At 40.4% G+C, this 14,319-nt stretch carries 10 protein-coding genes; 1 reads left to right on the forward strand and 9 read right to left on the reverse strand.

Annotated features, from left to right (window positions below):
• The 9 genes from ACIQXP_RS21650 to ACIQXP_RS21690 all read right to left on the reverse strand — a co-directional run bounded on the left by ACIQXP_RS21650 (position 1) and on the right by ACIQXP_RS21690 (position 13,831).
• Positions 1 to 5,964 carry a PKD domain-containing protein gene (locus tag ACIQXP_RS21650; protein ID WP_293742379.1) on the reverse strand — a complete coding sequence of 1,988 codons (5,964 nt, stop codon included), beginning with the start codon at positions 5,962 to 5,964 and terminating at the stop codon, positions 1 to 3.
• A 292-nt stretch (positions 5,965 to 6,256) separates the two neighbouring features.
• Positions 6,257 to 7,891, reverse strand: a complete 1,635-nt coding sequence (gene groL / locus ACIQXP_RS21655) for a chaperonin GroEL (RefSeq protein ID WP_293742378.1) — start codon at positions 7,889 to 7,891, stop codon at positions 6,257 to 6,259.
• A gap of 104 nt (positions 7,892 to 7,995) precedes the next feature.
• The gene (locus tag ACIQXP_RS21660; RefSeq protein WP_025141798.1) at positions 7,996 to 8,286 is read right to left on the reverse strand and encodes a co-chaperone GroES; all 291 of its coding nucleotides are present in this window, start codon (positions 8,284 to 8,286) and stop codon (positions 7,996 to 7,998) included.
• A gap of 233 nt (positions 8,287 to 8,519) precedes the next feature.
• On the reverse strand, positions 8,520 to 9,281 hold the full coding sequence (locus tag ACIQXP_RS21665; RefSeq protein WP_387507781.1) for a TIGR03915 family putative DNA repair protein: 762 nt from the start codon (positions 9,279 to 9,281) through the stop codon (positions 8,520 to 8,522).
• A 172-nt stretch (positions 9,282 to 9,453) separates the two neighbouring features.
• Positions 9,454 to 10,710 (reverse strand): putative DNA modification/repair radical SAM protein, encoded by a 1,257-nt coding sequence (locus ACIQXP_RS21670; RefSeq protein ID WP_293742376.1) that lies wholly within the window; start codon positions 10,708 to 10,710, stop codon positions 9,454 to 9,456.
• Positions 10,711 to 10,804: 94 nt separating this feature from the next.
• On the reverse strand, positions 10,805 to 11,455 hold the full coding sequence (locus ACIQXP_RS21675) for an HD domain-containing protein (RefSeq protein ID WP_293742375.1): 651 nt from the start codon (positions 11,453 to 11,455) through the stop codon (positions 10,805 to 10,807).
• A gap of 71 nt (positions 11,456 to 11,526) precedes the next feature.
• On the reverse strand, positions 11,527 to 11,802 hold the full coding sequence (locus tag ACIQXP_RS21680) for a helix-turn-helix domain-containing protein (RefSeq protein WP_293742374.1): 276 nt from the start codon (positions 11,800 to 11,802) through the stop codon (positions 11,527 to 11,529).
• Between the two features lie 293 nt (positions 11,803 to 12,095).
• Positions 12,096 to 12,590, reverse strand: coding sequence for a hypothetical protein (locus tag ACIQXP_RS21685; RefSeq protein WP_090983565.1), 495 nt, complete (start codon positions 12,588 to 12,590; stop codon positions 12,096 to 12,098).
• 62 nt (positions 12,591 to 12,652) lie between these two features.
• Positions 12,653 to 13,831, reverse strand: coding sequence for a THUMP domain-containing class I SAM-dependent RNA methyltransferase (locus ACIQXP_RS21690; protein ID WP_387507806.1), 1,179 nt, complete (start codon positions 13,829 to 13,831; stop codon positions 12,653 to 12,655).
• Positions 13,832 to 13,902: 71 nt separating this feature from the next.
• On the opposite strand from ACIQXP_RS21690, the gene ACIQXP_RS21695 reads away from it, so the two are divergent.
• Entirely contained in the window at positions 13,903 to 14,268 is a 366-nt protein-coding gene (locus tag ACIQXP_RS21695) for a DUF3127 domain-containing protein (RefSeq protein WP_293742373.1), read from the forward strand.
• Positions 14,269 to 14,319: the final 51 nt, after the last annotated feature.

Genomic DNA, 14,319 nt, shown 5'->3' on the forward strand with positions numbered 1-14,319 from the left:
CTATCTGATTAAATATATTACACCTGTTTTTTTCGGAGGAGATGAATCGTGGCTTATGCCTCTCCAATCGCTTCCATTAATAAATTTTACGTCAACTTTCCAGTAATAAATACCCTGCGGCTGATCCTGGCCATTATAAGTTCCATCCCAACCTTCTACAGGAGCACCATCATCCAGTTTGCGTGTTTCCCAGATTAACTTGCCCCATTTGTTGAAAATAGACATGTTCCATTCTTTAATGCCGCGACCTTTGGCCATAAAGGTTTTAATTTCATTTTTAGCGCTCGCCGGCATAAAAGAGTTAGGAATACTTAAGTTGCCAGGTACACTAATAATCCTTACTGATTGAAATGTGTTAGCTGAACAGTTTTCCTTATTTAATACTTTTAAGGCTACTGTATAAGTGCCTTCGTTGGCATAAGTATGGTTAGGGTTTTGCAAGGTAGATGTAGTTCCATCGCCAAAAGACCATTCCCAGCTTACCGCTCCTGTACTGGTATCTTTAAAGCCAAAGCTATAGTTTGGAGCGGAAAGTTCATTGCCTGGAACTACTACGAACGTAGCAACAGGAGGAGCTACAAGCTGAATATAATCAGTCAAGCTTAATGTGTTTTGGCAGCGCTGGCTATTGATGGCCGTAAGGGTAACCTTATAGTTTACACCTGAACCGGTGTAGGTATGCTGTGGCTCAAAATCTGTCGAGGTTGGCGAACCGTCACCAAAATCCCATACATAGGCAACTGCACCAACGCTGGTATTTTTAAAGTTAACGGTAAGATTAGAACAGCTAATTGTTTTATCGGCGATAAAACCAGCAGTTGGTTGCGGCAGGATTGTAACGGTTTCGCTTATTGAGCTTTTTGAGCAGTCGTTTTCTGCATCTAATCTAATGGTGTATTTCCCGGGCTTGTCGAAAGTTTTTGGAAAAACACCTGTAGTATTGGAATACGCTGTGCTGATTTCGCCCGTATCGTCATTCGTAAATGTGTAGGTAAAATTGCTTGCGCCGCGTGTATTATTGATGAAGTTAACGGTAAATGGTACGCAACCAACCTTCTCGTTACCGTTTACTACGAGTCCTGGAGTGATATCATTCGGTGAAACCCTGATGATTACTGGGATCGCATTTGCCTCGCCGCAACTGCTTTTAGCGGTCATGGTTACCGTAAAATCCTTTACTACAGGCGTTTTGAAGGTATGACTTATTGTTCTTCTATCTGTTAGGGGGCCTGACGAAGTGCCATCACCAAAATCGTAGGTATATGTTGTGCCTGCACTTTCCGGGCTGTTATTTACAAAAGTAACAAGGAGATCAGCGCATCCTCTTGTTTTATCAGGCGAGAATATAGCAACAGGTTTGGCATGTACAATAACCGTTGCCGATGTAACCACAGCCGGACCGCATGGTAAGGTTGTGGTTAGCGTAATTTTATAGGTTTTATCTTTCCCGGTAGGGTCAGCCAGAAAAGTTATTGCTGCAGGTTGCGCGAGGTTAGAAGATTGTCCATTACCAAAATCCCACGTATAGGTGGCACTATTAAGCGGACTGGTGGTATTGGTAAAAGTAACGCTAAGAGGTCCGCAACCTTCTGTTACGCTTTGTGTAAACGCTGGGGTAACAACAGGAAAAGTGCTGAATACCTCGCTTTTTTCATCTGAAGTACAACCCAGGCTACTGGTAACAACAAGTTTTATGGTCACACTTTCGTTTCCATTTGCAATGGTATAACCTGGAAATGTTGGCCCTACTCCGATTTGTACATTATTGGCAAACCAGGTATAAGTATTGTTTCTATCAGGATATAAGATTGCAGCAATATTGTTAGCGTCGAGTTTAAAAGGAGCACAACCTGTTTTAGTATTGTAGGTTATTTCGGCTTTTGCATTTGGGTTTACCGTTATCTTAATTTGGTTGCTTAAAATGTTGCTACAAACGCCACTGGCTACCGATCGGCGGTAATAAATGCTCACTGTTGGTGTTGGCGGGGTAAAGTTTATATTGTTAGCGCCCAGTACATCACTCCAGGCAGTTCCATTTAGGCTTGATTGCCATTGATAGGTGTAAGTTCCGCTACCGCCGCTGGGTGTAGAGCCTGTTAATGTTGCAGCAGCTGTGCCTACACAAATGTTTTGATCGGCAGAAATGGTATTGTTGGTTAGCCCTGGTAAAACGGTAACCTGTACCGAATTGCTGATCGAAGTACAAATGGTGCTGTTAACCAATCTCCTGAAATAAGTAGAAACTGTGGCTGTTGTGGTTAAGTCCTTATTAATAGCCGATGGGATGTTGGCCCATGTATTGCCATCGGCACTGCTTTGCCATTGGTAGGCAAATGTTCCTGTACCTCCGGTTGGTTTATCGCCTGTAATAGTGATCGTTTGTTCGGCACAAACCGGAGCTGCAGATGCGGAAATGTTATTGGTAACCGGCGAATAATAAGTGATGACCACATCATCGGTAGAAGGGGGGCAACCACTAAAGCCAGTAATCGTCCACCTGAAAGTATAGGTCTGACCAGGTACAAGGCCCGTCACATCAGTATTTCTACGTGTGGGCTCAATGATGGTCACGCCAGTTTGTGCAGATACCAGTGTCCACATACCACTATTGGACAATGGATCGTTGCCGGCTAATGTGATGCCATTGCCACTGCATAAGCTTTGGTCTGAGCCGGCATTTGCTACAACTGTGCCAGGATTAACCGTGATGGTAGTTACCGTTGATACGGCTTCTGCACAACTGCCACTTTGTACTACCGTACGATACTGCGTGGTAGTGGAAAGGTTAGAAAAGACATAGGGATTTGCATTTGAAGTAATGGTCGACCAGTTTGTCCCATTATCTATGGAGCTTTCCCAGCGGATAATGTTGCCAACCTGCCCGTTTAAATTGATATTTCCACCGTTTGCACCCGCACACACATTTACATCGCCTGTTGTTGTGCCACCAACACTGATTGGATTTACGGTAATCTGTACATCATCGCTTGATGTGGAGCAATTGGTATCGTTTATCGTCCATTTTAAAGTATAGCTGTTTCCAGCCTGTAATCCAGAGATTGTTGTATTATGCTGCGTGTCATCAGCGAATGTTACAGTTGTTGGTGCAGAAACCACGGTCCATTTACCTGTTCCCACTACCGGACTGTTTCCTTTTAAGGCGTAAGATGTGGCATTGCATACTGCTTCATCCGGGCCCGCATTGGCTGGTGTTGCATTGGGTAAAACAGTAATGGTAATGATTGTGGGTGTGCCGGGACAGCCGTTTGTAGATATTGGGCTGATGGTATAAGTTACTGTACCTGATGTGGTACCCGAATTGGTTAAAATATCATTAATCCCGGTATCTGCAGATGCCGTCGCTCTTTCGCTATTACCCGTTATTGCACCTGTAACTGTACTGGTATAAGTATAATTTATGCCTGCTAGATTTGCTGATAAAGTGATGGCAGATGAAGTGCCGGTACAGATTGTTGATTTTGCTGCCGCTGCGGTTGCAATAGGATTTGGTTTAATTACAACGAGCAGTGAAAAAGGTTTGCCATTGCATCCGTCCAAATGAGGTGTGATGGTATAGGTAACGTTGGCATCTGCATTGATATCGTTATTAGTCAATACATCATTAATATCACCTGTTCCGGTTGTAGTCGTGTAGCCTGTGGCAGATGCTGTTCCTGTGGCCGTCCAGGTATAGGTAACACCTGGAACTGCGGAGGTTGGGGTATAAGCCACACTATTCCCTGTACAAATGGTTTTGCTTGCACTACTTGTTAAGCTAATATCCGGTCTGATTTTTAGGATGATCTCATCATCGATCTGGTTGCACGGAGCAGCCAATGCGGTGGTAACCCTTAATGTTAAGGTAACCATACCAGCTGCTTTTTCGGCAGCAGTAGGGGTGTAGGTTGCGTTCAGGTCGTTTCTACTTGGATTAAATTGACCTTCACCCCCAATCCATGTTTGTGTGGTTGTAGTTCCGTTTATGGTGCCGCCTAAAGTAAAGCTTGGATCATTAAAGCAGATGTTTTGGTCTGGGCCGGCATCAACTATAGGAGCGGTACTGAAAGTTAATACCTGGGTATCTTCGGCCGTGCCGCAGTTGTTTTTATGAACAACTTTTACGGTATAAGAGTCGTAGCTATCGAATTTTATCGATGGATACTTTGAATTGGCAGTTGTACCACCTGTAAAGCTATAAGTTCCAGCTCCCGAGGGAAGAACTGTCCAGGTATAAGTATCGGGTAGATCTTGTGTAGTACCTGTAAGTAAAGTTTGCGTGGGTCCCGTGGTGGTATTGTTAAAATCGTAAGTGGCCAGGTTGCAGAGCGTAATATCGGGCGAAAGTGTGGCCTTTGGACCTTCGTTTACTACAACAGTTTGTGGCGGGCTGGTAATTATACCGCAAGACGGAGTAGCGGTACTTAAGGTGATGGTATATGTCCCTGCCGTAGGAAAGCTGAATACAGGTTCTTTGCTTGCAGCGCTTGTGCCTCCTGCGAAATCTACAGCCGGACTTACAGACCATGAATACGTGTTAGCGGCGTCGCAGATATTATCGAAAATTGAAAGATCAGTTGCTTTTAATGTTGTTCCGGCACAAATTGTATTTGACGGTAAACTAAAATCCGGTTTGGGAGGATCCTGAATGCATATTTTCATTTCTACAGGATCAGCGTCGCATTCACCGGTGATATTTTTTGACTCCAATCGAATAACATGCTCGCCATGACTGGTAAAAACATGTTGAAAGTTGTAAGATTTTGGTTTGTCTGCCTCTTTAAGTACACCGTCTACATACCAGTTATAAGTTACATTGTTTGGTGCGCAGGCTGCGGTGTTGGTGTTTGGATTTTCGCCCAAAACAGAGGTATTGGTAAATACAATATTGGCATTGGTGCAACCCGGGCTAGTGAAAGTAAACGAGTTTACTGGTTTTGTCACCACTTTAGCCGAAGAAGAAACTGGTGTGCCCATCGTTGGGCAAAATGCATTCGACACTTTGATGGATACATCAAAAGCATTATAAATTGTTCCCGAGCTGGAGCTGGAAACACTGCCGCAGGAGGAGCGTTTGTAGAGGTGTTCAACTAAGCCATTGTTATTAATAATTTCGCAGAGCGTATAGGTTGTAGTGGTTTGATCTCCCCAAGCGATGGTATAAATATCACCCGGGAAGTTGTTTTGTATGCCCGAGGCAGAAGTTACATCAACATTAAATTTAAAAGTAGCAGATGGGAGACATAATACGTCATTTCCTGAATTAGCAAAAGCTGTAATCGCTTTGTTATTGATCAAAAGATAAGCCTTGGTAGCAACTGTTCCATCGGGCATTACTGCTTTTGTATAAATGGTATAATGTGATTGCTGCGCCGTAAAGGTTTGTAGAGGTGAAGCAAAAGAAATAGTGGCTGATGCAGAGCCACTCATTTCATCGGTAATTGTTGCAGTTACCGAGGTGTTTGCAGTAGATTCGTTCCTTAGTGAAAAAGTATTGTTGGCTCTGCTGGTGCAGTTACCGAATGTTTCATTATTCACATTCTCATTTAATAGAGTAGATGTTAATTTTGCTTCTACCGCAGCGCCCGCCTTTACTTCAAAAGGCGAAGAGGCAATGCTCGTTGTAGCGGGGATGGTTGTTTTTACCCGAACCCGGTAGCCCGTACCCGCCGTTAGGGTATTGGGAAGCAGCCCATTTATGTAAGTGCTATAAAAACCTGCATAATTTCCTATAAGGGTTTCTGTGGCGAAATTTCCATTCGGATCTGATAAGTAGAGCTGAAATTGGTTGCCTTGGGCTATGCAGCTTGTTGGCACTTTAAATGGAACAGCAATGGTGCTGCCTGGGGTATATGGTCCCGGATCTACCTGTCCGATAGTTACCTGAGCAAAAACGTTCGACGTGGATAAAAATGTCCAAAAAAACAGGACAAAAGAAAGCCATTTCCTTTTACAACGAATCTTCATAGACATTTAATAATAAGGATTGATTTTATTGCGTTCCGGAAGATTTCATTAACTACCTGATTTAACCAATGTCATAAATGAGTACTAGGCCTAAGACACATCAATAAATATTCGCATTAAAGTAAGTAGTTTTTGCCTTACATCTCCAAAATTTTACACCAAAAATGCTAGAGCTGAAGGTGCAAGAGCAATAAAGCGTCTTTTTGATATAATAAGGCATAAAAAAACCCTCTGGTTATTATAACCGGAGGGTTTTTTTTACACGAAATTATTTCGCTGCAATAGAATGGTATTACATCATACCACCCATACCGCCGCCGCCCATTGGAGGCATTGGAGCACCACCTTCTTCAGGTTCGTCTGCTAAAACAACTTCTGTAGTTAATAACATAGCTGCAATTGATGCCGCATTTTCTAAAGCTACACGACTTACTTTGGTAGGATCGATAACACCAGCGCCAATTAAGTTTTCGTAAGCACCGGTACGTGCATTATAGCCAAAATCAGCAGTACCTTCCTTAACTTTTTGTACTACAATTGAACCTTCAATACCAGCGTTTTCGCAAATTTGACGTAATGGTTCTTCAATAGCACGGCGGATAATCTGAATACCTGTGTTTTCGTCTTCGTTAACACCTTTTAAATCAGCAATAGAAGCTACGGCGCGGATGAAAGCCACACCACCACCTGCAACAATACCTTCTTCTACAGCCGCACGGGTTGCATGTAAAGCATCATCAACACGATCTTTTTTCTCTTTCATTTCAACCTCACTGGCTGCACCAACATAAAGTACTGCAACACCGCCAGCTAATTTAGCTAAACGCTCCTGTAATTTTTCTTTATCGTAATCAGATGTAGTAGTTTCAATTTGCGCTTTAATCTGGTTAACACGTGCTTTAATATCGTCTGTGTTGCCTGAACCGTTAATTACAGTCGTATTGTCTTTATCAACAACAACTTTCTCTGCAGAACCTAGGTAAGTTAAATCAGCGTTTTCTAATTTGTAACCTCTTTCTTCAGAAATAACAGTACCTCCGGTTAAGATCGCGATGTCTTCTAACATTGCTTTTCTTCTGTCGCCAAATCCTGGAGCTTTAACAGCCACAACTTTCAATGACCCACGGATTTTGTTTACTACCAATGTAGCTAAAGCTTCTCCATCTAAATCTTCAGCAATGATTACTAATGGTTTACCTGTTTGAACAGTTTTTTCTAAAACCGGCAACAATTCTTTCATGTTGCTGATTTTTTTGTCGTAGATTAAAATGTAAGGGCTGTCTAATTCAGCTTCCATTTTATCTGCATTCGTAACAAAATATGGAGATAAGTAACCTCTGTCAAATTGCATACCTTCAACTGTTTTAACTTCAGTTTCAGTACCTTTTGCTTCTTCAACAGTAATTACACCATCTTTACCAACTTTACCCATTGCCTCAGCAATTAAAGCACCGATTACTTCATCGTTGTTAGCAGAGATAGACGCAACTTGCTTAATTTTATTATTGTCTTCACCTACAGTTTGTGATTGTGTTTTCAAATTTTCCACAACAGCAGCAACCGCTTTATCGATACCACGTTTTAAATCCATTGGGTTTGCACCAGCTGCAACGTTTTTAATACCAGTAGTAATAATTGCCTGAGCCAATACAGTTGCAGTAGTAGTACCATCACCCGCAATATCAGCTGTTTTAGATGCTACTTCTTTAACCATTTGAGCCCCCATGTTCTCAACCGCGTCTTTTAATTCGATTTCTTTCGCTACCGTAACACCATCTTTGGTAATTGCTGGTGATCCGAATTTTTTATCGATAATTACGTTACGTCCTTTTGGACCTAAGGTTACTTTTACTGCATTTGCAAGAATATCAACACCTCTTTTCAGGGCGTCGCGTGCTTCTACGTTATATTTTACTTGTTTAGACATTTTAAATTTTGTTTTTAAAGTTTTAATGTTGGAAGGTTGAAATGTTTCAATCCATCCGGTTTATACAACATTGTAACATTCAACGTTACAGTATTTCAATTGATCTACCCAACAACAGCGTAAATATCGGTTTCGCGCATGATCAGGTAATCTTTACCTTCATAAGGGAACTCTGTACCACCATATTTACCATAAATTACAACATCGCCAACTTTTACGCTCGCTTTTTTACCTTCAGAATCTTCTTCAGAAACAGAAACTACAGTTCCTTTAGATGGTTTTTCTTTTGCAGTATCAGGGATATACAAACCTGATGCAGTTTTTTCTTCAGCTGCAGCCGGTTCAACGATTACTCTGTTCGAACTGCCAGCAATTGGTTTAAGGTTTAACGCCATAACTTTTATTATTTTTTATTTTGATTTGAATTTTTAACTATGCATACAATTAACACTTTTTATGCCAAGTGATTTTCAGGGACAAATTTTCACCAAACTGTCAATCTTTTCATGCTAATGGTTTATGGGTGTGTCAGCATGGCAGTTTGTTACGGCTTTTAGCTAATCTGTCGTTCGATGAGGCAGGAGATCACGCATTGCTTAAATCGGCATTAATAATAGTATAATCCTATCTATAGTTCCTTTTCAGTTAAATATTTCCAATACCTTTTGGGTACATGTTGCACATGCAGTTTAGTATTTTTACGGGCTATAATATTGGCGCTTTTGAAATAATCTTTCCAGAGCGTTGCATACAGAGCTTCGCTATCATCCATTAAAATTGTTGCCGGACTCTGTTTGTTTATTCCATTGGTAAAACTGATCGTAATTTCTTCAACCGAGGTTAAATTATAATGCAAACCATATTTCCGTTTTAAATCATAAATAACCCATTGTTGGTCGGCATACCGGTTCTTAAAATGATTGGATATTAAAGGTAGCACATTAAAATCAGGATCGATACCTGCATAAAATATCCCGTCTCCGATTTTCTGAAAGCGGATAAAGGCCTCCATCCGGTGTTTTTCCCGTTCTACGCTTTTAGCATATTTAGAAAGGGCAATTATATGCTCGTTTCCATAATTGCTTTCTGCACCTGAAGCATGGCTAAAAATGTAAATTGAAAATTGAAAAAGATGATTGTAAGCTTCGGGAATTTCGGATAGATAGCTGCAATAAAATTTGCGGAGCCAGTCTTTCTTCAATTTTTTCTGAAGTCCGGCCCAAACACGGTCGGCCTTGGCTCCATCTGTAATTACCGTAAAACTTTCTGCAAAAGCTTCCGGCTGGAACATTTCGGTTGATTTGAGCATCACTTTGCCTGGTTTGCGTTCAAACCATTCAAAAACGGCTGTTAAAAGTCCTTGTAGCGAACCATCAAAAATGTAGGTCATATTTTTCTTTACAGGTTTTACATCAGTCGTCATTCCAGCGCAAGCGGGGATATTAGTGCAATAGCTTTAAGATTATTGATAAGTATTCCCTTGTCTCAAGGGCATTCAGGATCACTCTGTCGTGTTCCCGATCAATTTGGAACTGGTGCATCTCCCTGCGCGGACAGCGCAATTAAAACAAAATCATTTGGTTACTATCGGTTTTTAGATATTTACTTTTGCTTTCGGCCAGAATAAAAGCCTTGATCTGCGTACCTTGATAATCCTTTAACTGATAAGGGCTATCAGAGCAAACAATAAAATGTTTGGCTTTATTGTAGGCTATACCTATTTTCCTGAGCTGATCAATCCTGAGTTTACCAAATTTACGCGCCTGAACAATTTTCTTTGCCGACATTACGCCGATTCCAGGCACCCGCAGTATCATTTTATAATCAGCGGTGTTGATATCCACCGGAAAATGTTGCATGTTTCTGATTGCCCAGCTTAATTTTGGATCTATATCAATATCAAGGTTAGGATTGGCATCGTTTAAAATTTCCTGTACTTTAAACCCGTAAAAACGCATCAGCCAATCGGTTTGATACAAACGGTTTTCCCGTAACAATGGTGGTTGGGTACCCAATATTGGCATTCTGGTATCGTTGCTAATGGGTACATAACCGGAATAGTATACCCGTTTTAAAGAAAAATTTTTGTAAAAGGCATTAGCTGTGTACATAATGTCTTTATCACTTTCCGGTGTGGCGCCAATGACCATTTGGGTGCTTTGCCCTGCAGGGACAAATTTCGGGATATGTTTGATCAGTTTTTTATCTGCTGAAAACTGGGAAATCTGTTTTTGCACAAAGTCGAGTGGTTTAATTACGTCTGCATGGTTTTTTTCAGGGGCCAGAAGTTTTAGCCCGGCTTCGGTAGGCATTTCCAGATTGATGCTCATCCGGTCGGCATACAAACCCGCTTCTTTAATTAATTCATCGCTGGCGCCGGGAATGGTTTTTAAATGGATGTAACCATTATAATTTTGCTCTAAACGTAACTTTTTTACCACTAAAAGCAGTCGTTCCATGGTAAAATCGGCATTTTTAAAAATCCCCGAACTTAAAAACAAGCCCTCTATATAGTTGCGGCGATAAAAATTCATAGTCAGTTCCACTACTTCATCTACAGTAAAAGCCGCACGCTTTATATCATTACTTTTACGTGAAACGCAAAATAAACAATCGTAAATGCAGTGGTTAGTGAGCAGGATTTTTAATAGCGAAACACATCTGCCATCTTCTGTGTAGGTATGGCAAATGCCCGAACTGTGGCTGTCTCCGAGTCCTTTGGTGTCATTTTTTCTCGTGCCGCCGCTTGATGAACAGGAAACATCATATTTAGCAGCGTCGGCAAGAATATTTAATTTTTCACGGATACGATCAAACATAAAATATATTTTACTAACAAAGATAGCTTAATAACTAAAAATATTAGTAAATAAATTAGTTTAATCCATTCGAATAGGGAATAATCGCATGCAGTTAATGTAATTTACCTTCCCATTCTTTGTAAAAGTGTTCCAGGTAAAGTAGCATAAAATCGTGTCTTTCTGTTGCCATTGCTTTTCCTGCTCCGGTGTTCATCAGATCTTTTAATAAAAGCAGTTTTTCATAAAAGTGGTTAATGGTTGGTGCGGTTGTATTTTTATAGCTTTCCTTATTGAGGTGTTTTTCCGGTAAAATTGCAGGGTCGTAAAGCACTCTGTTTTTAAATCCTCCATAGGTAAAAGCCCTGGCGATACCGATAGCCCCTATGGCATCTAAACGGTCTGCATCCTGTACAATTTGCAGTTCTTTCGAAATAAAACCTGCACCATCAAAACTATTTTTGAACGACATGTTCTGGATAATCAGTTTAACATGAGCAATGATATCAGCATCAATATTAATCGACGACAGGAACGATGCAGCTATGTTCGGTCCAATTTCTTCATCACCATTATTGAATTTAGGATCAGCAATATCATGCAGTAAGGCGGCGAAACAAACCACAAGTTCATCGCCATTTTCCTGTTGATTGATGGTTTGCGCAGTTTTGAAAACACGCTCAATATGAAACCAATCGTGACCTGCTTCGGCATTAGCTAATGTTTCTTTTACAAAGTCGATGGTTTTTTGAATGGAGACCTGCATAGTTGAAATTTTGCTCCAAAGGTATTGGAATTATCTGCAGGGCACAAGAAATGATATCAACAGCAACAAGTTTAACTTGCTGTTCTTTTCTCGTCATCAGCAATGATTTTTATCAAATCACTGTGATTTAAGGTCAATAAGTGTGCTACATCAACTTCCAAAATGGCTGCAATCTGAAATAAACGGTCGATAGTTAATTTGCTATAACCGAGCTCAATTTTGCTGTAAGCGTTTTGGGATATTTTTAGTTTTGCTGCCAGATAATCTTGAGTGTAATCTCTGTATTCTCTAATTTTTCTAATATTCCCCGCAACATTCCTTGTTTTTAAAGCTAATACATCTTCCATAAATCGGATAAATTTTTAATATTTTTTACTTATGTACGAAAGTTTTACTCCTATAGATTTTAAGAGCATAACTTTTAGCGCAGTTAAGAATTACACGTAAAGGGGATGAATTGTATGGGTAACAAAGTCAGGCGTAAAATGTTTGGTGTTATTTTAGCCAGGGGTTAGATTTTGTAAAAGTTAATCTTCTTGAAATTGCTGAAGCCGGATGGAAGCTGTATGATAATAAAAGATATGAAGTGAGAAGCGGTCAACAAATTAAGGAAAGCTAAAGATAAAGTTATGATGAAGGATTAATATAAGCCCCAGTCATCTTCAAACTCATCTTTTTCAAAATATTTAACCCACTCTATAAAAAGTAGACGAAATTTTTCAATTTCGTCTAAAACGATGTCTTTATATTCCGGGGTACATATTTCAAACATGTCTGCAGCTCTTACCTGGGTTTCCAGTTCGCGGCAGTTGGTTCTGATGATAGAGGCATTTTCCATCCTCAAAATATACATGTCTGCACCTTCTGCACCAACAATTTTGGGGCATAACATCATGGCATTTTGCATAATCAGGTTAGCAGTCATTTCAGCCATTTCTCCTTCAAGTGTTTCGCAGAACAGGGCAGCATATTTGTAAAGGGCTCTGGCCTGATTGTAAAGGCTTTTAGCCCTTGTCACTTTCAACCTAACCTTTTCAGCATCATCGCTTGAAAGGCTTTCATCCGCCTCATCGTCCCGGCCAAATCGGCTAAAATGTTCCCATTCGGGCATATGATCCATGTCATCAAATTCCATACTTGTCAAATTTCTGCGTTGATACGTAACAAAGCGTAATATATTAATTTCCAGTAAAAAGGCTATGCATCGGTTAATGGTGCCCTGCGAGATCCTTCATATAATTCATACTCTAATAAACGGCAATCTAATTTACCGTTATAAAATTCAATTTTTTTAGCCGCTTTTAACCCAATTTTTTTTGCAAGATCAGGATTTCCGGTGAAAATATAACCAGCGTAACCCTTACATTTTGTCTTCATAAAATCACCCATTCTTTTATAGGTCAGTTCCAGCTTACTGTGTACACCTAAACGTTCACCATATTCGGGGTTAAAAATAACAACACCTTTGCCATCTTCAGGAACAGGTGTTAATTCAAAATCGCAAACCTGAAATTCAATTAATGTATCAACACCTGCTGTTTTTGCGTTTCTACGCGTTACTTCTACCGCATCTTCCGACAAATCGGAAGCTACGATTTTGAAATCAACGCTTTTAATTACCTGATCTTTTAGGATTCTGCGTTCGGCAAAAAAAACTTCCTCATCATAACCCAATATGTGCATAAAGCCATAATTCATGCGGTATAAACCAGGAGCGCGGTTGGTGGCCAAAAGGGCGGCTTCAATAGCCAAAGTACCTGATCCGCACATGGGATTTATAAATGCTGATTTTTTATCCCATTTAGTTGCTAAAATAACTCCGGCAGCCAGGGCCTCTAACATCGGGGCTTTCCCTGGTATTTTCCGATAACCATGTTTAGCAAGGGTTTCGCCAGATGTATCCATAAAAATATCAGCATCAGCATCTTTCCAATATAAATGCACAACCGTTTTATTGGCATCCGATCCTGAGTTCGGACGAATGCCCTTTTTCGCTTTCATGCGGTCTACAATTGCGTCCTTTACCTTTAGGTTTGCAAAAAGTGGTGTAGTAATATTGGGGTTATCAACATTTGAGGTTACGGAGAAATAACCCGAAAAATCAATCAGTTCTTCCCATTCAATGGCTGCAATTTCATTATAGAGATCATCTGGAGTAATGGCTTTGAAACTTTTTATGGCATATAGAATCTGACTGGCGCAGCGCAGGTTCAGATTTAGTTTAATACACTCTGTAAGGGTGATATTGAGTTCAACGCCGGTAGCAAAAGACCGCTCAATGGTGTAGCCTAAAGCCGTAACTTCCTCTTGTAAGTAGGGCGAAAGGCGCTTATTGCAGGTAATAATTACCTTGCTTTTATTGTGGAAAACTTGCATCATAATATATGCGAAGTTATCAATAAAATTATAGAGATTTGATGTTTATAGTACATTAAGTAGTATTAGTTATGGAAATTAAAGGAAAAATACACGAAGTAGGTGCCACGCAACAGATAAGTGAAACGTTTAAAAAACGTGATTTAATAGTAGAATACGCAGAAAATCCAACATACCCAGAATATATCCGTTTTGAGGCTTTACAAGATAAAACTGCATTATTAGATACATTCAAAGCAGGCGATGAGGTTGAGGTTTTCTTTAATTTACGTGGTCGTCCGTGGACAGATAAAGCGGGTAAAACATCATATTTTAACAGCCTGGTTATTTGGCGTATCAATGCAGTTGCTGCAGGCGCTCCGGCAGCCACGCCAGCTTATGCAGCTCCGGTTGATGTAAGCAATGCGCCAGGAGAAGATGATGATTTGCCTTTCTAAATAAAGATTCTTTTTTAAGCAAACAATTTTGAACCATGCCGAGGCTTAGCT

Origin of the sequence: Pedobacter suwonensis, from assembly GCF_044762335.1 — a bacterium.
In the GTDB taxonomy this organism is placed as follows: Bacteria; Bacteroidota; Bacteroidia; order Sphingobacteriales; family Sphingobacteriaceae; genus Pedobacter.